Annotated in this window: 21 protein-coding genes, 1 pseudogene and 1 riboswitch; of the genes and pseudogenes, 7 read left to right on the forward strand and 15 right to left on the reverse strand. The window is 72.0% G+C overall.

Annotated features, from left to right (window positions below; translation table 11 throughout):
* Window positions 1-17: 17 nt before the first annotated feature.
* From mug to ACFT9I_RS27270, 8 genes and pseudogenes are all read right to left on the reverse strand, one after another.
* A complete protein-coding gene (mug, locus tag ACFT9I_RS27235) occupies window positions 18-515 on the reverse strand; it encodes a G/U mismatch-specific DNA glycosylase (RefSeq protein WP_382568432.1) in 498 nt (165 codons plus the stop codon).
* Between the two features lie 10 nt (window positions 516-525).
* Window positions 526-1,968 (reverse strand): adenylosuccinate lyase, encoded by a 1,443-nt coding sequence (gene purB, locus ACFT9I_RS27240; protein WP_382568434.1) that lies wholly within the window; start codon window positions 1,966-1,968, stop codon window positions 526-528.
* A gap of 87 nt (window positions 1,969-2,055) precedes the next feature.
* The gene (locus ACFT9I_RS27245; protein ID WP_382568436.1) at window positions 2,056-2,862 is read right to left on the reverse strand and encodes an SGNH/GDSL hydrolase family protein; all 807 of its coding nucleotides are present in this window, start codon (window positions 2,860-2,862) and stop codon (window positions 2,056-2,058) included.
* Between the two features lie 46 nt (window positions 2,863-2,908).
* Complete coding sequence (locus tag ACFT9I_RS27250) at window positions 2,909-3,931, reverse strand: hemolysin family protein (protein WP_382568438.1); 1,023 nt, start codon at window positions 3,929-3,931, stop codon at window positions 2,909-2,911.
* Window positions 3,928-5,286, reverse strand: a complete 1,359-nt coding sequence (locus tag ACFT9I_RS27255; protein WP_382568440.1) for a hemolysin family protein — start codon at window positions 5,284-5,286, stop codon at window positions 3,928-3,930. Before ACFT9I_RS27255 ends, ACFT9I_RS27250 begins: the two co-directional genes overlap by 4 nt.
* Window positions 5,283-5,414: a hypothetical protein gene (locus tag ACFT9I_RS27260; protein ID WP_382568442.1), complete on the reverse strand. Its 132-nt coding sequence runs from the start codon at window positions 5,412-5,414 to the stop codon at window positions 5,283-5,285. The genes ACFT9I_RS27255 and ACFT9I_RS27260 overlap by 4 nt, the downstream gene beginning before the upstream one ends.
* Before the next feature lie 39 nt (window positions 5,415-5,453).
* Window positions 5,454-5,868 (reverse strand): annotated as a pseudogene (locus ACFT9I_RS27265) (LysE family transporter); the annotation flags it as partial.
* 49 nt (window positions 5,869-5,917) lie between these two features.
* Window positions 5,918-6,796, reverse strand: coding sequence for a TIGR03621 family F420-dependent LLM class oxidoreductase (locus ACFT9I_RS27270; RefSeq protein WP_382568444.1), 879 nt, complete (start codon window positions 6,794-6,796; stop codon window positions 5,918-5,920).
* Between the two features lie 164 nt (window positions 6,797-6,960).
* Between ACFT9I_RS27270 and ACFT9I_RS27275 the strand changes: the two genes are divergently transcribed.
* From ACFT9I_RS27275 to ACFT9I_RS27285, 3 genes are all read left to right on the forward strand, one after another.
* Entirely contained in the window at window positions 6,961-7,233 is a 273-nt protein-coding gene (locus ACFT9I_RS27275; protein ID WP_382568445.1) for an antitoxin, read from the forward strand.
* A 68-nt stretch (window positions 7,234-7,301) separates the two neighbouring features.
* A complete protein-coding gene (locus ACFT9I_RS27280) occupies window positions 7,302-8,102 on the forward strand; it encodes a PP2C family protein-serine/threonine phosphatase (protein ID WP_382568447.1) in 801 nt (266 codons plus the stop codon).
* A gap of 62 nt (window positions 8,103-8,164) precedes the next feature.
* Window positions 8,165-8,578 (forward strand): fic family toxin-antitoxin system, toxin component, encoded by a 414-nt coding sequence (locus tag ACFT9I_RS27285; protein WP_382568449.1) that lies wholly within the window; start codon window positions 8,165-8,167, stop codon window positions 8,576-8,578.
* A 56-nt stretch (window positions 8,579-8,634) separates the two neighbouring features.
* Here ACFT9I_RS27285 and ACFT9I_RS27290 read toward each other — a convergent pair whose 3' ends face one another.
* The 4 genes from ACFT9I_RS27290 to bioB form a co-directional block, all read right to left on the reverse strand.
* A complete protein-coding gene (locus tag ACFT9I_RS27290; RefSeq protein ID WP_382568451.1) occupies window positions 8,635-9,315 on the reverse strand; it encodes a class I SAM-dependent methyltransferase in 681 nt (226 codons plus the stop codon).
* Window positions 9,316-9,399: 84 nt separating this feature from the next.
* Window positions 9,400-10,161 (reverse strand): dethiobiotin synthase, encoded by a 762-nt coding sequence (gene bioD, locus ACFT9I_RS27295; protein WP_382568453.1) that lies wholly within the window; start codon window positions 10,159-10,161, stop codon window positions 9,400-9,402.
* 1 nt (window position 10,162) lies between these two features.
* Entirely contained in the window at window positions 10,163-11,488 is a 1,326-nt protein-coding gene (locus ACFT9I_RS27300; protein ID WP_382568455.1) for an adenosylmethionine--8-amino-7-oxononanoate transaminase, read from the reverse strand.
* The gene (bioB, locus tag ACFT9I_RS27305) at window positions 11,481-12,620 is read right to left on the reverse strand and encodes a biotin synthase BioB (protein ID WP_382568457.1); all 1,140 of its coding nucleotides are present in this window, start codon (window positions 12,618-12,620) and stop codon (window positions 11,481-11,483) included. Before bioB ends, ACFT9I_RS27300 begins: the two co-directional genes overlap by 8 nt.
* 143 nt (window positions 12,621-12,763) lie before the next feature.
* Between bioB and ACFT9I_RS27310 the strand changes: the two genes are divergently transcribed.
* Window positions 12,764-13,969 (forward strand): 8-amino-7-oxononanoate synthase, encoded by a 1,206-nt coding sequence (locus ACFT9I_RS27310; RefSeq protein WP_382568459.1) that lies wholly within the window; start codon window positions 12,764-12,766, stop codon window positions 13,967-13,969.
* Between the two features lie 274 nt (window positions 13,970-14,243).
* Window positions 14,244-14,678 carry an ATP-binding protein gene (locus ACFT9I_RS27315; RefSeq protein ID WP_382568461.1) on the forward strand — a complete coding sequence of 145 codons (435 nt, stop codon included), beginning with the start codon at window positions 14,244-14,246 and terminating at the stop codon, window positions 14,676-14,678.
* A gap of 34 nt (window positions 14,679-14,712) precedes the next feature.
* On the opposite strand, the gene ACFT9I_RS27320 is transcribed toward ACFT9I_RS27315, so the two are convergent.
* The 3 genes from ACFT9I_RS27320 to ACFT9I_RS27330 form a co-directional block, all read right to left on the reverse strand.
* Window positions 14,713-15,183, reverse strand: a complete 471-nt coding sequence (locus ACFT9I_RS27320) for a C40 family peptidase (protein WP_382568463.1) — start codon at window positions 15,181-15,183, stop codon at window positions 14,713-14,715.
* Between the two features lie 3 nt (window positions 15,184-15,186).
* Window positions 15,187-15,358, reverse strand: a riboswitch (cyclic di-AMP (ydaO/yuaA leader).
* Window positions 15,359-15,767: 409 nt separating this feature from the next.
* A complete protein-coding gene (locus ACFT9I_RS27325) occupies window positions 15,768-16,076 on the reverse strand; it encodes a hypothetical protein (protein ID WP_382568465.1) in 309 nt (102 codons plus the stop codon).
* Between the two features lie 7 nt (window positions 16,077-16,083).
* Window positions 16,084-16,719 (reverse strand): ATP-dependent Clp protease proteolytic subunit, encoded by a 636-nt coding sequence (locus tag ACFT9I_RS27330; RefSeq protein ID WP_382568467.1) that lies wholly within the window; start codon window positions 16,717-16,719, stop codon window positions 16,084-16,086.
* Between the two features lie 84 nt (window positions 16,720-16,803).
* On the opposite strand from ACFT9I_RS27330, the gene ACFT9I_RS27335 reads away from it, so the two are divergent.
* Together ACFT9I_RS27335 and ACFT9I_RS27340 are read left to right on the forward strand one after the other, a co-directional pair.
* Entirely contained in the window at window positions 16,804-17,094 is a 291-nt protein-coding gene (locus ACFT9I_RS27335) for a type II toxin-antitoxin system Phd/YefM family antitoxin (RefSeq protein ID WP_382568469.1), read from the forward strand.
* An 82-nt stretch (window positions 17,095-17,176) separates the two neighbouring features.
* The gene (locus ACFT9I_RS27340; protein WP_382568488.1) at window positions 17,177-19,375 is read left to right on the forward strand and encodes a serine/threonine-protein kinase; all 2,199 of its coding nucleotides are present in this window, start codon (window positions 17,177-17,179) and stop codon (window positions 19,373-19,375) included.
* Window positions 19,376-19,379: the final 4 nt, after the last annotated feature.

Genomic DNA, 19,379 nt, shown 5'->3' on the forward strand with positions numbered 1-19,379 from the left:
GCAGGCCGCGAAGTGGATCATGGGCGATGGGTAGTTGTAACCGCATTGAGACCACTCGGGTTGGGCAGTGCCCAGATCCGGGTCGGGCCGATCGTCCTCGACTGCGGGCCGATCGCCGCCTTCCGGTCGTCGAAGGCCGTGCGGTACGCGGTGATGCCCACGACCGCCAGCCAGCGGGGCCGTAGCCGCTCCACCCGCGCCACCAGGAGCCGGCCGCCCTCGCGGAACTCCTCGGCGCTCAGCTCGTCGGCCCGCGCCGTCGCCCGTGCCACGACGTTGGTGATGCCGAGGCCGTAGTCGAGCAACTCGTCCTGCTCCGACGGCGCCAACTGCCGCGGGGTGAAGCCCGAGAGCCGCAGTACCGGCCAGAAGCGGTTGCCCGGCCGGGCGAAGTGGTGGCCCGTCGCCGCCGACATCAGGCCGGGGTTGATCCCGCAGAACAGCACGCCCAGACCCGCCGCGGCCACGTCGGGAATGACGCGGTCGCGGGCGGCGGCCAACTCCTCCGGCTTCACCTCGCCGACCTCAGAGGATCGACCCGGGCGTGTATCCGGCAGCCTCCGGGTGCCGCTTCACGATCTCCTCGATCCGGGAGACCACCGCCGCGACCTGATCGCCCGCCGCACCGGTGAACGACAGCTTGTCGGCCATCAGCGCGTCCAACTGCCCCCGGTCCAGCGGCATCCGCTCGTCGCCCGCGAGCTTGTCCAGCAACTCGTTGCGCTCCGCGCCCCGTTCACGCATCGCGAGCGCCGAGGCGACGGCGTGCTCCTTGATGACCTCGTGCGCGGCCTCCCGGCCGACCCCCGCGCGTACGGCGGCCATCAGGACCTTCGTCGTCGCCAGGAACGGCAGGTAGCGGTCCAGCTCGCGGGCGACGACCGCCGGGAACGCGCCGAACTCGTCGAGCACCGTCAGGAACGTCTCCAGCAGCCCGTCGAACGCGAAGAACGCGTCCGGCAGCGCCACCCGGCGCACCACGGAGCACGACACGTCGCCCTCGTTCCACTGGTCGCCCGCCAGCTCGCCCGTCATCGACGCGTAGCCGCGCAGGATCACCATCAGTCCGTTGACGCGCTCGCAGGAGCGGGTGTTCATCTTGTGCGGCATCGCGGACGAGCCGACCTGGCCGGGCTTGAAGCCCTCGGTGACCAGTTCGTGCCCGGCCATCAGCCGGATCGTCTTCGCCACCGACGAGGGTCCGGCGGCCAGTTGCACCAGCGCGGTCACCACGTCGTAGTCCAGCGAACGCGGATACACCTGGCCGACCGAGACGAAGGCGTGGCCGAAGCCCAGATGCCCCGCGATCCGGCCCTCCAGGTCCGCGAGCTTCGCCGTGTCGCCGCCGAGCAGGTCGAGCATGTCCTGCGCCGTGCCGACCGGGCCCTTGATGCCGCGCAGCGGATAGCGGGCGAGCAGGTCCTCCAGACGGCCGTACGCGACCAGCAGCTCGTCCGCGGCCGTCGCGAAGCGCTTGCCGAGGGTGGTCGCCTGCGCGGCGACGTTGTGCGAGCGGCCCGCCATGACCAGCTCCGCGTACTCCCCGGAGAGCTTCCCCAGGCGCGCCAGCACCGCCACCGTACGGTCGCGCATCAGCTCCAGCGAGAGCCGGACCTGCAACTGCTCGACGTTCTCCGTCAGATCCCGCGACGTCATGCCCTTGTGGACCTGCTCATGACCGGCGAGCGCGTTGAACTCCTCGATCCGCGCCTTCACGTCGTGGCGGGTGACCTTCTCGCGCTCGGCGATCGACGCCAGGTCGACCTGGTCGAGCACCCGCTCGTAGTCGGCGAGCGCGGACTCGGGCACCTCGATGCCGAGATCCCGCTGGGCCCGCAGCACGGCGAGCCACAGCTGCCGCTCCAGCCTCACCTTCTGCTCGGGGGACCAGAGCACGGCCAGCTCCGCCGAGGCATAGCGGCCGGCGAGGACATTGGGGATACGGGGCTTCACAGACGCAGCAGTCACATGGCCGGATTCTACTTGGCGGTTCCCGCAGGTCCGCGCCGCGTCCTTCTTCGTACGTTGCTACGAGGCACGTGCGCGCACGCGGCCCTACTTCTGCTCGTGCCGCACGCCCGCGTCACCCGGCAGCGGCTCGTACGGCAGCAGCTCCGGTCGCTTCGGCGCCCTGCCGTCCCCCGACGAGCGGCCCGTCAGCCGCCGGCCGATCCACGGGCCCAGATACTGGCGCGCGAACCGTGCGTCCCCCGTGCGGCGCATCAGCCAGCCCACGGGCAGATCGGGTGCCAGCTCCGCGCGCCAGTCGTCCGCCGGTTCCCCGCCCAGCGCCTGCCACACCGCCTCGGCGACCCGGCGGTGGCCGTCGGCTGTCAGATGCAGCCGGTCCACGTCCCACATGCGCTGCTCGCCGAGGACACTCGCCCCGTACAGATCGACCACCAGCGCGCCGTGCCGCGCGCCCAGCTCGTCGATGAAGTCGAACAGCTTCTCCCAGCGGGGCCGGAACCGTTCCATCACCGGACCCCGGCGGGCGGGGCTGCGCATCAGCACCAGCTGCCCGCAGGTGGGCGCCAGGCGCTCCACCGCCTCCTCCAGTTGCCCGAGGACCAGCCCCGCGTCGTACGTGGGCCGCAGGGTGTCGTTCAGCCCGCCGACCAGTGTCACGACGTCCGCCCGCATCGCGGCGGCGGCGTCCACCTGCTCGTCGAGGATCTGGCCGATGAGCTTGCCGCGTACGGCGAGATTCGCGTACCGGAAACCGGGCGTACGGTCGGCGAGACGGGCGGCGAGCAGATCGGCCCACCCCCGGTACGACCCGTCCGGCTGGAGGTCGGACATCCCCTCGGTGAACGAGTCCCCGAGCGCGACCAGACTGGTGTATGTGGCGTTCTTCTCCATGGCGTCAGCGATCGTATCGCGCGCCGGTGCCGCTCCCGGACCGGCCTCAGGCCCCCTGCGCATGCCTCCCGACCAGTTCCCGCAGGACGTCCTCCATCGTCACCAGACCTTCCAGCTTGCCGTCCTCGTCCAGCACGGCGGCCAGATGCGTACGGCTGCGGCGCATCGCCGTCAGGACGTCGTCCATCGGGGTGTCCGCCCGGACCTGGGCGATCGCCCGCATCCCGGCCACCTCGAACGCCTCGTCGCGCGGCATCGCGTCCAGCGCGTCCTTCACATGCAGATAGCCGAGGATCCGCCGGGACTCGTCCACCACCGGGAAACGGGAGAACCCGGACTCCGCCGCGAGCGCCTCCAGCTCCACGGGTGTGATCCCCACCCGCGCCGTCACGACCCGCTCCAGCGGCATGACCACGTCCCGCACCGGCCTGCGCCCCAGCTCCAGCGCGTCGTGCAGCCGCTCGGCGGAGCGGTCGTCGAGCAGCCCCGCGTCACCGGCGTCCGTGACCATCCGGGCCAGCTCGGCGTCCGTGAACGTCGCCGACACCTCGTCCTTGGTCTCCACGCGCAGCAGCTTCAGCAGCACATTGGCGAACGCGTTGACCGTGAAGATCACCGGTCGCAGCGCGCGGGCCAGGCCCACCAGCGCCGGGCCGAGGATCAGCGCCGTACGCACCGGTTCGGCCAGCGCGATGTTCTTGGGCACCATCTCGCCGAGCAGCATGTGCAGATACGTCGCCACGGCCAGCGCGATGACGAACGAGATCGGGTGTACGACCCCGTGGGGCACGCCCACCGCGTCGAAGACGGGCTCCAGCAGATGCGCGATGGCCGGTTCGGCGACGATGCCCAGCACCAGCGTGCACAGCGTGATGCCGAGCTGGGCGGCGGCGAGCATCGCCGACACGTGCTGCAGGCCCCACAGGACGCTGCGCGCGCGCCGGTCGCCCTCCTCGGCGGCGGGCTCGATCTGGCTGCGGCGCACCGAGATGAGGGCGAACTCCGCCCCGACGAAGAAGGCGTTCACGACCAGGGTCAGCAGCCCGACGAGCAGTTGGATCGCGATCATCGTCCCGTCCCCCTGCCGCCGTCGTTGCCGTTCTCGTCGCCGTCGGGTGTCGGGAGCGGCGCGTGCAGCAGTACGCGGGCGGCGCGCCGCCCCGACGCGTCGACCACGTCGACGCGCCAGCCGCCGAGTTCCACCCGGTCGCCCTCGACGGGAATCCGCCCGAGTTCCGTGGCGACGAGCCCGGCCAGCGTCTCGTACGGCCCTTCGGGCGCCCGCAGCCCGATGTCCCACAGCTGGTCGAAGCGCGTGGCGCCGTCGGCGGACCACAGGTCGCGGCCGTCGGCGTCCTCCCCGGCGCGGGCCAGGTCCGACGTCTCGTGCGGGTCGTGCTCGTCGCGCACCTCGCCGACGACCTCCTCCACGATGTCCTCCAGCGTCACCACACCGGCGGTGCCGCCGTACTCGTCGATCACGACGGCCATGGTGCGGTTGCCGGAGAGCCGGTCCAGCAGGCGGTCCACGGTCAGCGACTCCGGTACGAGCAGGGGTTCACGCATCACCTCGGACACCCTCGTACGGACGCGGCGCTCGTCAGGGACCGTGAGCACGTCCTTGATGTGGGCGACGCCCACGACGGTGTCGAGGTTCTCGCGGTAGACGGGGAAGCGGGAGAGACCGGTGGCGCGCGTGGCGTTGGCGACGTCCTCGGCCGTGGCCAGCACGTCGAGCGCGGTGACCTGCACGCGCGGTGTCATCACGTTCTCCGTCGTCAGCTCGGCGAGATTGAGGGTGCGCACGAACAGCTCGGCGGTGTCCGCCTCCAGCGCGCCCGCCTTGGCGGAGTGCCGGGCGAGGGCGACCAGCTCCTGCGGGCTGCGGGCGGAGGCCAGCTCCTCGGCGGGTTCCAGGCCCAGGCGCCGTACGAGACGGTTCGCCGTGTTGTTGAGATGGCTGATGAACGGCCGGAAGGCCCCGGTGAAGATTCGCTGCGGCGTGGCGACCACCTTGGCGACCGCGAGCGGCGAGGAGATGGCCCAGTTCTTGGGGACGAGTTCGCCGACGACCATCAGGACGACCGTCGACAGGGCCGTACCGATGACCAGGGCCAGCGACGACGCCACGGACGGTGAGAAGCCGATCGACTCGACGGGGCCGCGGATCAGCTTCGCCACGGACGGCTCGGCGAGCATGCCGACGACCAGATTGGTCACCGTGATGCCCAACTGGGCGCCCGAGAGCTGGAAGGTGAGGCTGCGTACGGCCTTCATGGCGCTCGCCGCACCACGCTCGCCGCCTTCGACCGCCCGTTCGAGGTCGCTGCGCTCGACCGTCGTCAGCGAGAATTCGGCGGCGACGAAGGCCCCGCAGGCCAGCGCGAGCAGCACCGCCAAGAGGAGCAGGAGCACTTCGGTCATCGGGTCACCTCCGTCCCATGGTCGGTCAGGGGGCGGCGGGCGGCGCGATATCCGCGGCTGTCGGTGGGCGCGTCGGTCGGCGCGTCGGCGGGGGCGTCGGTGGTGAGAATGCGGGGAGGCTCGCCCATGGGCGGACGCTCACACCTCTCGGTCGTCGGCGGACGGGGTCACGCCCGGGGTCCGAGCGCGGGCGAGCGGCCCATGCTAGTGCCGTGAACGGACGGGACGACGGGCACGGGCCGCCGTGGTGAGCGGGCGAACCAGTTCCGGGCGGTGGCCGCCGCCAGTCCCCACGTGCTGTCGCACGCCACCGCGATGACATGGAGGACCAGGCCCAGCCGCGGCGTCCGCGGCGTGACGCGCGGGAGCGTCACCGGTGAACGAGCCGTGCGGCGAACCGCGTTGGCGTATCGCCTTGATCCCCGGATGGACCAGGTACGCGGCGCCCACCGGCTTCAGCGTCGTGAAGACGACGGCCGAGCGCTCGACGACGGCCCCGACCCCGAGCGCCACGCCCACGACGAGCACACAGGCCCCCAGCGTGGTCCCCACGACCGTCGTCAGCGCGGCGCGCCGCCCCTGCCGTACGTACGGACGCGTGCGCACCTCCACCAGGTTTCCGCCGCGCGCCTCAGCTGCCGCGCAGTTCCTCGATCACCGGGCCGAACGCCTCCATGTACGGGTCGAGGACCGTGAGGTACGTGAAGCCGTACCGCTCGCGCTGGTCGCGAAGCTGGTCCGCGATCTGCCGCACCGTGCCGGCCGCCACCAGTGGCACCTTCAGCAACTCGTCCTCCGTCATCCCCGGCAGATACGCCATCAGAGGCCGCACCGCCGCCGCGCGGTCCGTCGTCACGGCCACGACCTGGAGCAGCACGTTCAGCTCGGCCGGGGTCGCACGCCCGGTGGCGAAACCCCGGTAGGCGGCGACGCGTTCGTCCAGTTCCTCGGGCGAGAGCGCGGCCAGACCGCCCTCGTGCTCCTTGGCGCCGGTGAAGGCGACGATGTCCGCGCGCTCGGCGGCCAGTCGCAGCACGCGGTCGCCGTTGCCGCCGATCAGCAGGGGCGGCCGGGGCCGCTGCTCGGGGCGGGGCTGGTGGTTCTCGTCGCCCAGCAGGTCGTCCAACACCTCGACCGTACGGACGAGATGGTCGACACGTTCGCGGGGCGGCGGGAACGCGAGCCCGGCCCGGTCGTGCTCCTCCTTGACGTAACCCGCACCCAGCCCGACCTCCAGCCGGCCCTCCGTGAGGGCGTCCGTCGTGGCGATCTCGCGGGCGAGCAGCGTCGGGTTCCAGAAGCCGCAGTTGAGTACGAACGTGCCCAGCCGGGGCCGCTCCGTGGCCTCGGCCGCCGCCGCCAGGGCGGGGAAGGGGGCGACCATGCCGAGATGGTCGGGCACCAGGATGACGTCGTACCCCAGCTCCTCGGCCCGCTCGCAGCGCTTGCTCCAGTCGGCGCCCGACGCGGGCGTCACCATGTTCACTCCGAAACGGAACGGCCTGGTCATGAGGTCTCCTCGTCCGCGTGTGACTCCGTGCGACCCGGGGTGTGACTGTGTGGCATCGAGCGGTAACAGGGACGTACTCCCGTGACGCTAATGGCGGAATGGGTCGTTCCGTCGGGAAATCGGCACACTTGCCGACGCTAGCGTCAACGCGCTAGCTTGTTGGGGTGGCGAAGACTCAGCTGAACGTACGCGTGGACGAGACCACCGCGGAGGCCGCCCGGCGGCAGGCGGGCCGGCGCGGGATGAGCGTGAACCGCTACATCGAGGAGCTCGTCAAGCAGGACGTGGGCGAGGTCGGGAAGACCTTCGTCGAGTCCGCCGCCGATTTCATGAAGCAGTACGAGTCCGTGTTCACGGAGGAGTTCGGCGCGGACGCCGCGACCACGACCACCGTCACCACCACCGACCACAGCACGGGGCGCGAGGGCACGCGCTGAAGCCCGCTCCCGATCCCGCTCCCGCTCCCGGTCCGGCTCCTGGTCCGGCCGAGCCCTCCGACTGCGTCGTGTGCGCTGGGACCGTCGCCCCCGACGGCCACTGCTGGGACTGCGGCGCAGCGCAGCCCGCCTACCGGTCCCACCTGGAGACCACCCTCGGTACCGTCGCCGCCGGCGTCAGCGACCGCGGCAGGCGGCGCGGCCTCAACGCGGACGCGATGGCCCTCACCGGAACCGGCGACTGGACGATCGGCGTCGTGTGCGACGGCGTGTCCATGTCGCCCCGCGCGGAGCGGGCCGCACAGGTCGCGACCGTCGTCGCCGCGGCCCGCCTTGAGGAGGTCCTGCGGGAAGGGGCACTGCCGGAGACCGCCCTGGAGGACGCCGCCGCCCGCGCGGGCCACGCCGTCAGCGCCCTGGCCGCCTCCGTGAGCGAGGCGCCGGCCTGTACGTACGTCGCCGGCGTCGCCGGGCCCGAGGGCGTCTGGTGCGCCTGGATCGGTGACAGCCGCGCGTACTGGCTGCCCGACGAGGGCACGTGCATCGCGCTGACCGAGGACGACTCCGGCCAACACGACGCCCTGACCGCGTGGTTGGGTGCCGACGCGGGCGAACCGGCCGCGCGGACACGGAGTTACCGGCCACCGGGGCCCGGCCGGCTGCTGCTCTGCACGGACGGACTCACGCGCTACCTGTCCGACCTCGACGCGCTGCGCGCCGTACTCGCTCGCAACCGCCACTCAACACCCTTCGGACACAACCTCCTTGAGGATGCGCGGACGCTGATCGGGTACGCCATGGACGCGGGCGGGCAGGACAACATCACCGCACTTCTCATCCACGCCGACCGGCCACGTCGGGGATACTGATCATCGGGACCCCCCCACGCCCCACTCCCCGAGCCGACCTCCTACCGAGACAGCTGCCCTCCATGGAAAACGCCGATTCCCCCGACCCGCAGTCACGCGCCGACCCGACGCTGCGGATCGATCTCTCCTGGCTGCTGATGGTCGCCGAGCACCAGATGCCCGGCGATCCCCAAGTCACCGACTGGGGCGCGCTGGTGGCCGCCGTCAGCCGGCACGAGGCGGAGATATTCGGCACCCCGGTCTACACCGACCCGTACAGCCGCGCGGCGGCCCTCCTCCAGAGCCTTCTCCATGTGCCCGCGCTGGAGCGGTCCAACGCGATGTACGCCTCGGCCGTCGCGTACGGCTATCTCGTCGCGAGCGGTCTGAAGGTCGTCACCTCGCCCGAACAGGTCAGGGACCTGGCGAAGCTGGTCAAGGACGGCAGGGCGGACGTACGCCTCATCGCCGAGGAACTGCGCGGCTGGAGTCTCTGACGGCGCCCGCCGTCACGGCCCGTCGGCACCCGACGGAAGCAGTCGGGCCGAACCCGTCAGACCAGGTCCGCCCTCGGCCGGTACGCCACGCCCAGCACACACGGCGAGGTCGGAGTCCGCGGCCCGGGATCCGGCACCCGCAGCGAGCGGTACGCGCCGAACTCGAAGCCCGCCTCGCGGATCGCGGCCAGGGTGTCCCGCGCCGTGTGGCAGCCGCCCATGAGCCTCGGCCACACCGTCCGGTCCAGCACCCGCTGCACCCTCGCCAGACCGCGCTCCGCCGCCAGCCCGTGCTCGAAGAAGCGCAACTCGCCGCCGGGGCGCAGGACACGGCGGATCTCGGCGAGCGCCTTCGGTACGTCTCGTACGGTGCACAGCACCAGGGAGGCGACAGCCGCGTCGAAACCCTGGTCCTCGACGGGCAGCGCCTCCGCCGTGCCGGGCAGTACGTCCACCGAGACCTTCGCGCGCATCGCCGCCTCCACCGCCAGTTGCCGCAGGCTCCGCTCCGGCTCCACGGCGACGACCTCGGAGACCGCCGCCGGGTAGTGCGCGAAGTTCAGCCCGTTGCCCGCGCCGATCTCCACGACCCGGCCCGACAGACCCGTCAGCAGCTCCGCGCGGTGGGCCGCGATGCCGGCGTGGGCATCGGCGGCGACGCTCGCCCGCGCGTAGTAGCGCGCGAAGACGGGGTGGTGGACGGAGTCCTTGGGGGCCTTGCGGTTGCGTAGGTGCATAGGGCGGATCTCCTCCGGCTTACAGGGCGTCACCATGATTCTTCCCTGTACGGCCGCGCTGAGCGGCCCACGGAACGGAACTCGTTACCGTTCGGCCGACGGGCCGGCCGACATGTCAGGTGACGCGGCGGGCCGCGCCGTACCCGCCGCGAACCGCGCCGCGTCCCAGCCCCCGCCCAGCGCCGGACCCAGCCAGTCGCCCGCACCCGCACGGAACCGCGCCGGGGCCAGCGCGCCCGCGCCCTCCGGTACGGCCCCGAGCAGCGGCGCACCCGCCACATCCGGCAGGTCGGCCAGATTGCAGCGCGCCGCCAGATCCGGCACGGCGGGCCAGCTGCCGATCACCACCCCCAGCGCCGCGAGCCCGCGCGTACGCAGCGCCTCGGCCGTCAGCGCTGTCGCGTTCAGCGTGCCGAGCCCGGCGGGCGCCACCACCAGTACCGGGGCGTCGAGCAGCCGCGCGGCATCCGCGAGCGTCCCGCCCTCGTGGTCGAAACGCACCAGCAGACCGCCCGCACCCTCGACCAGCACCAGGTCGTGCTCGGTCGCCAGTTTCGCGGCCGTCTCCGCGATCTCCTCGGGCCGTACCGGCGGCGCGCCGGCGCGCGCGGCCGCAGTCGCGGGCGCCAACGGCTCGGGAAAACGGGCCAGTTCGACCGTCGTGACGCCGCCCGCCAGACGGATCACCTCGTCCACGTCGCCCGACTCGCCGGGCGCGACACCGGTCTGCGCGGGCTTCAGCACCGCGACCGTACGGCCCCGGGCCAGTGCCACCGCGGCGACGGCCGCCGTGACGACCGTCTTGCCGATCTCCGTCCCCGTCCCGGAGACGATCAGTACCGCCATCTCAGGCCTCCCGCGCCGCCGCCGCCACCGCGCGGCAGATCCTGGCCAGGTCGTCGTCGTCCGTCACGTACGGCGGCATCGTGTAGACGAGGTCGCGGAACGGCCGCAGCCATACGCCTTCGCGCACCGCCGCCCGTGTCGCCGCCGCCATGTCGACCTCGTGGTCCAGCTGTACGACGCCGATCGCGCCGAGGACGCGCACGTCCTTCACCCCGGGCAGTGACGCCGTGTCGGCGAGGCCGTCACGCAGCCCCGCCCCGATCCGCTTGACCTCGCCCTGCCAGTCCTGGCCGAGCAGCAGGTCGATCGAGGCGCACGCCACGGCCGACGCCAGTGGATTGCCCATGAAGGTGGGGCCGTGGGCGAGGACGGGCACCTCGCCGCGCGAGATGCCCGTCGCCACCGCCGATGTGCACAGCGTCGCCGCCATGGTGAGATAACCGCCGGTCAGCGCCTTGCCCACACACATCACATCGGGGGAGACGCCCGCGTGCTCCGCCGCGAAGAGAGTGCCGGTGCGGCCGAAGCCCGTCGCGATCTCGTCGAGGATCAGCAGCACGCCGTACTCGTCACAGGCCTCGCGCAGCACCCGCACGTACGCGGGGGAGTGGAAGCGCATACCGCCCGCGCCCTGCACCACCGGCTCCACGATCACGGCGGCCAGTTCGTCGGCGTGGCGGGCGACGAGGGCGCGCAGCTGGTCCGCGTACGTCTCGTCGAACGGCTCGTCGAACGATCCGCCGGCCGTCTCGGCGTCGGCCGGTGGCGCGTCCGCGAAGATCTGGCGCGGCAGGACACCCGACCAGAGCCCGTGCATACCGCCCTCGGGGTCGCACACCGACATGGGCTGCCAGGTGTCCCCGTGGTAGCCGCCGCGCCAGGTCAGCAGTCGCTGCTTGGCCGGGCGGCCCAGCGAACGCCAGTACTGGAGGCACATCTTGACGGCGACCTCCACCGACACCGAACCCGAGTCGGCGAGGAAGACGTGCTGGAGCGGTTCGGGGGTGATCTCCACGAGCCGGGCCGCCAGCCGGACGGCCGGCTCATGGGTGAGCCCGCCGAACATCACGTGGCTCATCCGCGACAACTGGTCGTCCGCGGCCTTGTTGAGGACCGGGTGGTTGTAGCCGTGGATCGCCGACCACCAGGACGACATGCCGTCGACCAACTCGCTCTGCCCGTGGGCCGGTTCGGCGAGCCGGAGCCGTACACCGGAGGCGGACTCCACGACCAGCGGGTCCGTGCGGCCGGGCATCGGGCCGTACGGATGCCAGACATGCGCCCGGTCCAGCGCCAGCAGCTCGCCCGGACCGAACGCGTCAGGCATTGGGCGCCAGGTCCGTACCGGCACCACGCCGCCGTACGGTCACCAGATCCGTACGGGCGGACGCCGCCTCCGCCTCGGCGGGCGCGGCACTGTCCGTCGGACCGCACGCACTCGCGCACCCGCCGCCGCCCCGGTGTCCGGGCAGCGTCGTCGTGTCCGTGCCCTCCACCTCGAACCCGGCGTCCGCGATCATGTCCAGGTCCGCCTTGCCCTCCTGGCCCTCACTGGTGAGGTAGTCGCCGAGGAAGATCGAGTTGACCAGGTGCAGCGCGAGCGGCTGCATCGTCCGCAGATGCACCTCACGCCCGCCCGCGAGCCGCACCTCCACGTCGGGGCAGACGAACCGCACCATCGCCAGGATGCGCAGCGCCCGCTGCGGAGTCAGATTCCACTCCTCGGCCAGCGGCGTGCCCTCGAAGGGGATGAGGAAGTTGACCGGCACCGAGTCCGGGTCCAGCTCGCGCAGCGCGAAGACCACGTCCACCAGGTCGGCGTCGCTCTCGCCCATGCCCGCGATCAGCCCGGAGCAGGCCGACAGGCCCGCGCCCTGCGCGTGCCGCACCGTCTCCACCCGGTCCGCGTAGGTGTGGGTGGTGGTGATGTCGCCGTACGTGGCCTCGGACGTGTTGAGGTTGTGGTTGTACGCGTCGGCGCCCGCCGCCTTCAGCCGCTCCGCCTGGCCGTCCGAGAGCAGCCCGAGACAGGCGCACACCTCGACGTCCGCGTTCTGCTCCTTGATCGCGCCGATGGTCTGCGAGACACGGTCTACGTCCCGGTCCGTCGGCCCCCGGCCGCTCGCGACCAGACAGACCCGCTTCGCCCCGCCGGCCACTCCGGCCGCCGCGGCCCTGGACGCCTCGTCGGGCTTCAGCCAGGTGTACTTGAGGATCTCGGCCTTGGACCCGAGCCGCTGCGAGCAGTACGAGCAGTCCTCGGGGCAGAGCCCGGACTTCAGATTGACCAGATAGTTGAGCTTGACCCGCCGCCCGAACCACTGGCGGCGCACCTTCCCGGCCGCGGCCACCACTTCGAGCAGATCGTCGTCGGAGGTCGTCAGCACGGCGAGCGCTTCTTCGCGCGACGGCAGCTCGCGCCGAAGGCCCTTCTCCACCAGTGTGTTCAGCAGGTCCATGGCGCCGATCCTGGCCTACGGCGGGCCTCCGGGCCAAGGATGAATCCCACAAGACAGGTGCATTCAGGTGTGTGTATGACCACACCCGGAGCGCGTCCGTCGGCAGTTAGGGTCTGTGGGCTGCCTACAAAAGGACCCGAGCCGTGCCAACCGAGCCGCCCGTGCCGAGCACGCCGTCACCGTCGACGCCGCCGGACCCGTTCGGCTGGATCGACGACGAGGCGCGCCACCGCGAACGGTCCGGTCTCGTCCGTACGCTACGGCCCCGCCCCGCCGACTCGGCGCTGCTGGATCTCGCGAGCAACGACTACCTGGGCCTCACGCACCACCCGGTGACGACGGGCGCGGCGGCGGAGGCCGCGCGCCGCTGGGGCGCGGGCGCCACCGGCTCGCGGCTGGTCACCGGAAGCACCGCCCTGCACGCCGAACTGGAGCGTGAACTGGCCGACTTCTGCGGTTTCGAGGCCGCGCTCGTCCTGTCGTCCGGGTACGCAGCGAACCTCGCCGCCCTCACCGCGCTCACCGCGCGCGGCTCACTCCTCGTGTCGGACGCCGCCAACCACGCCTCCATCGTGGACGGTTGCCGGCTCTCGCGCGCCGAGACCGTGGTCGTACCGCATGCGGACCCGGAGGCCGTGGACAAGACGCTCGAAGCACACACGGGCGTACGGGCCCTGGCGGTCAGCGACTCGGTCTTCTCGGTGGACGGCGACGCGGCGCCGCTCGCACGGCTGGGCGAGGTGTGCCGTACGCGAGGCGCCGCCCTGCTCGTGGACGACGCGCACGGTCTCGGTGTGCTCGGCGACGGCGGCCGTGGCGGCGTGCACGCGGCGGGTCTGGCCGGCGACCCGGGTACGGTCGCCACCGTCACGCTCTCCAAGTCGCTGGGCAGCCAGGGCGGCGCGGTCCTCGGTCCGGCCCGGGTCATCGACCAACTCGTCAACACGGCGCGGTCGTTCATCTTCGACACCGGCCTCGCCCCGGCCGCCGCCGGCGCCGCGCTGGCGAGCCTGCGGCTGCTGCGCGGGGACCCGTCGCTGGCGGTCCGGGCGCGCGCGGTGGCGCACGCGCTGCATCTGGGGCTGACCGGGGCGGGGTTGACCGCCGTACGCCCCGACGCGGCCGTCGTCTCCGTCCGGGCGCCGTCCCCGGGCGCGGCCGTGCGGTGGGCCGCCGACTGCCGGGCGGCGGGGCTGGTGGTGGGCTGCTTCCGGCCGCCGTCGGTGCCGGACGGGATCTCCCGGATCAGGCTCACGGCCCGCGCCGACCTGACGGACGTTCAGGTCGGGGCGGCACTGGCGACGATCGTCGCGACCGCGCCCGCCGGGGCCGTGTCACCGGCCGGTTGAGCACCTCGCGAACCCCCTGCGCACATCCCCGCGCGCATTCCCGGGCGTGGCCTCGCCTGTCGGTCGCCGGGACCGGAAACTTGAGCCCGCTCAAATACGGTCTCGCGTAGCAGGGTTCACCGCTTAGAGCGACAGAGGGGGCCATATCCCGGCGGATCGCCCATGCGCCGGGTGTCGTTGGTGGCAGTGTGGCGCGAAGCGCAATCCGGGGACGTACTCGCGGGCATCAGCCATAGGTCGGTCTGCGTCCCGGTGGGAAAGGGACAGCGTCGCCATGGCAGACCATCAGGAAGCATCCGTCACCCTGCCGAGCGATCCGGCCTCGGTACCGGAGGCACGCAGATACGTCGCACGTGTTCTCGCCGAATGGGGTTTGCCGGGTGACGAGGACACCGCCGAAACGGTTCGCCTGATCATCTCGGAGCTCGCGACCAACGCCGTACAGCACACTTTCGGCAGGTCACCGACCTTCACGGTCGACCTCACCCTGGAACGCGACGAGGAACTGCGCGTCGGAGTCACCGACAGCCACCCGCGGTGGCCGAAGCGGCTGCCGGCCGCGGTCCAGCAGGACAACGGCCGCGGCATGGTCATCATCCGGGCGCTGACCACCGAGTACGGCGGCCGACTGTCCGTCACACCCACGGCGGACGGCGGCAAGACGGTCTGGATCACCCTGCCCTGGACGGCCCGGACCCAGGTCGAGTAGGGCCGGGGCCGAGCGGCCGCGGGACCGCCGGGCGTCAGCCGACCCGGCCGTACCAGACGCTCTTGGACCAGATGCGCTGGAGCCGCACCACCTGGCCGCTCTTCGGCGAGTGCCACATCTTGCCGCCGCCGGCGTAGATCCCGACGTGGTAGACGCTGCTGCCGGAGTGGAAGAACACCAGATCGCCCTGTTTGCGGCTGGAGGCCGCGATGTGGCGCGTCCGGTTGTACTGCTGCTGAGCGGTACGTGGGAGCTTCTTGCCGGCCTTCTTGTACGAGAAGAGCGTCAGGCCCGAACAGTCGAACCGGTGTGGACCCGACGCCCCGTACTTGTACGGCGCGCCCTTCTTGGAAGCGGCCACATCCAGCGCCTTGGCGGCGACCGGTTGGGCGTGGGCCTCCGACACGGCGCCGGGCGCCAGCATGGTGCCGCCCACGGCGGCGAGGAGGGCCGAAGCGGTACCGGCCCGGGAGAGCAGCGACGGGACATGCGTCTGCGCGAACATGCGCAACCCTTCGTCAGCCGCCTGTGAAGGATGACCTGTCGGGTTCGGACTGGCGAAGATGCCCGGCCGCGTGTGCGGCTTCACCCCGAGGAGCGGTCCATGGTCGGGCCGCCCCGAACTGCTCGGGTCCTCCACTCCTGCCGATCCACTCGTGTCGACCAGGCATCCGGAGCGGCGGCAGGACTCGGCGTCCACCCGGACCGCCCCGCCGAGGTGGCGGGGGCTTGTCGTCCCACGGATCTTGACGCGGCCTCAGCGCGATTCCGAGTTGAAACGGCCTTATGTGACTCTCATCACGTATGACCCATTTGGGTTGGTGCGGCCGATTCAGTGAACGGTTCATATGACTGCTCACGCGCTGTACCTGCGACGTAGCGATGCGTTACGGCCGGACGGCCGATCGCCCGTCGCAAGTTGCCGGCCCGCGCGCGACGGGCGGGTCGATACGCCGAACGGGCAGCCAAATGCCTTACGGGCGCGTCGGAACGGACGTGTCGGCGCGGGAGGGCGCGCCGCCGGGCCGTAGCGCGGCCCGGTGCCGTGTGCGGGACACCTCACGTCACCTCGCGTCACCTCGCGCCGCTTCAAGTCGGCGGTTCGGGAGGCATGGTGACACGCCCGGCCCTGCGCTCCCCGTCGAGCACCCGCAGCGTACGGTCCAGGGTCGGGGTGTGCAGCTCCGTCTCGCCCCGCGCGTGCATCAGCGTCAGCGCGTCGCGCAGTTCGGCCGCACCGGCCACCAGCGCCTGCGCGGCCCGCAGCGCGCTGTACGTGTCGTCGGCCCGCGACGGGTTGATCCGGCCCAGCAGGTCGACGACCCGGAGGTAGCTGTCCACGAAGTCGCCCTCGGCGCGGGTCAGTGCGGGCAGCGGCGGCAGTTCCGGCGGCAGCATCGGCCGTTCACCGGGGGGAGTTGAAGCCGAGGGACGCCCTGCGGTCCTGCGCGACCTGGTCCACCAGGCCGTACTCCATGGCGCCCGTCGCGTCGAAGATCGTGTCCCGGTCGATGTCGGCGTCGATCCGCTCGACGCTCTGACCGGTGTGCCGCACCAGCGTCCGGGCCATCAGGGCACGCAGCCGCAGCAACTCCTCGGCGTGGATGGCGAGATCGGACGGCTGGCCGCGCAGGGGCTCCTCGATGCCCGGCTGCTGGAGGACGACGCGCGCGCCCGGCAGCGCCATCCGCTTGCCCGGCGCCCCCGAGGCCAGCAGCACGGCGGCGGTCGACACCGCCTGCCCGAGACAGGTGGTCGCCACGTCGCAGCCGATCACCTGCATCGTGTCGTAGATGGCGGACATGGCGCTCAGTGAGCCGCCGGGGGAGTTGATGTAGAGCGCGATGTCCTGGTCGGGCGCCGCGTACTCGAGATGCAGCAGCTGAGCGATCACGTCGTTCGCCGAGGTGTCGTCCAGGGCGGTGCCGAGGAAGATGATCCGGCCTTCGAAGAGCTTGGAGTACGGGTCGAGGGAGCGGGTCCCGGTGGAGGTCCGCTCGGTGAACTCCGGCAGGACGTAACGGGCGGAAGGACGGTTCATGGTGTGCCTCTCCTCGCGTACCGGACACGGCTCTGGTCCGTCGCTAAAAAATGTACAGGACGTACAGGCCGTAAGATGGCAACCATGGCTTACGAAATTCCGGTGACGCAAGCGCGGGCGGAACTCGCCGACCTGATCAACCGGGTCGTCTACGGCGACGAACGCGTGGTCGTGACGCGGCACGGCAAGCCGCTCGTCGCCCTGGTGTCGGCCGCTGACCTGGAACGACTGGAGAACCTCAAGGTCGAGGAGGCCGCCGCGGCCGAGGAGCGCGTGATCGCCTCGGTGAGCGCGATCAGGTCGGTGACATCCGCTCCGGGCGAACGCGCGGACTTCGGCATCGTGGCGAAGCACGAGCCGCCCGAGAGGCGCTGAGGCTTCTTCGTCCTCAGTCGCCGGACGGGCTCGATGTCCCGTCCGGTACGGTCAACTACCGTGGGGGAGGGGCGCGTTGAGCGTGCCGGGACGGAACGATCCACAGCGCATAGGGCCCTATGCCGTACTGCGCAAGATCGGCGGCGGCGGAATGGGCGTCGTGTACCTGGGCGTCGCGGGGGACGAGGTGCCGGCCGCCGTGAAGGTGATCCGGCCCGAGTACGCCGAGGACCCCGGGTTCCGACGAAGATTCGCCCAGGAGGCGCGGTCCTCGGCCCGAGTGTCGGGGCCGGGCGTCGCGGAGGTGCTGGCGCACCGGCCGGACGCCGATCCGCCGTGGCTGGCCACCGAGTTCATCGCCGGCCCGTCCTTGGCCGACGCGGTCCGTGAGCGCATGTCGATGGACGTGGCGCGGCTGGGGGCGCTCCTCGCGGCGGCGCTGCGCCGTATCCACGACAAGTCGGTCGTGCACCGTGATCTCAAGCCCTCCAACGTGATGCTGGGCGCGGCCGGACCGGTGATCATCGACTTCGGGATCGCGCGGGCGTACGAGGACACCCGGCTGACCGGGACGGCCGCCATCGGCACCTCCGGCTACATCGCCCCCGAGTATCTGGGGCACGGCCGCTTCGACACACGGTCGGACGTCTTCGCGCTCGGCGCCGTGCTGGCCTTCGCGGCGCTGGGGCACTCTCCGTACGGAAACGGGCACCCGGCGGCCGTCGACGTACGCGTGCTGACGCAGGAGCCGGACCTGGCGGGGCTCGAACCGGCGCTGGGTGATCTGCTGCGCGCCTGTCTGTCGCGGGAGCCGGCCGACCGGCCGACCCTGGCGCGGCTGGAGGGCGCTCTGTCCGGCCTCCCCGGCGGCGATCGGCGCTGGCCCCCGCGCGGACTCGCCGGGGAGATCGCCCGCCGTGTCCGGGAGGTCGACGATCTCGTCGCCCGCTACGAGCCGACGGCGGCGGACGCCGGCCGGAGCCGATTGCACGAAACGCGGACCCGGACGGCGGGACGGCGGCCCGTGGCGCCCCCCGTGCCCCAGCCTTCGGGGCCGTCCGGACCCACCACACAGCCCGTGCCACCACGGCGCGGACGTGCCACTTCTCCGGACCCCGACCTCTCTACGTTCGACCCCCCTGTCCGTCCCCTTCGACTTCGCCCCCCACTGCCCCGGCGGGGCCTGCTGTTGGGCCTCGCGGCACTGTCGGCGACCGGGCTGACCGCCTACGCGGCGGTCGATGTCTTCCAGGGGGACCCGCCGGACCCGAGGCAGAACTGGCGTTTCGCGCCGAGCGAGCAGATGGGCGCATCCGTACTGGCCGACGGTGCCCTCTACCTCGGGGCGTACAGCGACGACCATCTCTATGCCGTCGACGCCGCCACCGGTGAGGAACGCTGGTCCTACGCGGCGGACGGCCCCATGACCGGGAAGCCGGCGGTCCTCGGCGGCACGGTCTTCGCCGCGTCCGACGACAACCGGCTGCACGCCGTCGACATCCGGACGGGACGCCGGCGCTGGGTCGTGCTCATGCCCGTCATGGGCGGCGCCGCCGTGGCCGCCGCCGACGGGCGGGTCCTCGCCCGTGACGCCGACGGCGTCCTGCACGGCATCGACCCGGCGAGCGGCCGCCGCCGCTGGAGTTACACGCCCGGCGGTTCCTGGCCCACCAACCTGACGCCCGTCGCCGGGGGCACGGTTTTCGCCCTGGTCTTCCCCACCGGCGTGCTGCACGCCGTCAACACCACCACCGGAAAGCGGCGTTGGTCCTTCGAGGGCGCCGGAGAGGTGGACAGTCTCCTCTCGCCGTCCGTCCACGACGGCACCGTCTGCCTCGGCACCGCCGAGGGGTGGGTGTACGCGCTCGACGCCCGGTCGGGCAAGCAGCGCTGGAAGCGGCGGCCGGGCGACAAGGCCGTGAACGATGTCCGGGTGGACGCGACCGGGGTCTATGTCCACTGTCAGGACCAGTACTTCTACGCGCTCGACCCCGGCACCGGCAGGACGCGCTGGCGGCGCCGGATCGGCGCCGCCACCCAAGGTGTCGCGGTGGCCGGCGGGACCGTCTACGCGGGCAGGTCCCACCCCACGAAGCTGCTGGCCCTCAACAGCCTTACAGGCAAGTCGCGTTGGGAGATCGAACTCAAGGAACCGGTCGACCTGCCGGGCAGCTGGCCCTGGAGCGAGCGGGAGGCCCGTATCTCCTCGGAGATCCATCTCAGCGGTGACAACGTCTGGTTCACCGCCCTCGGCCTCTACTCGTTCCGCGTCGCGGGGTGAGGGA

The sequence above is a fragment of the Streptomyces sp. NPDC057137 genome, from assembly GCF_042670825.1.
In the GTDB taxonomy this organism is placed as follows: domain Bacteria; phylum Actinomycetota; class Actinomycetes; order Streptomycetales; family Streptomycetaceae; genus Streptomyces.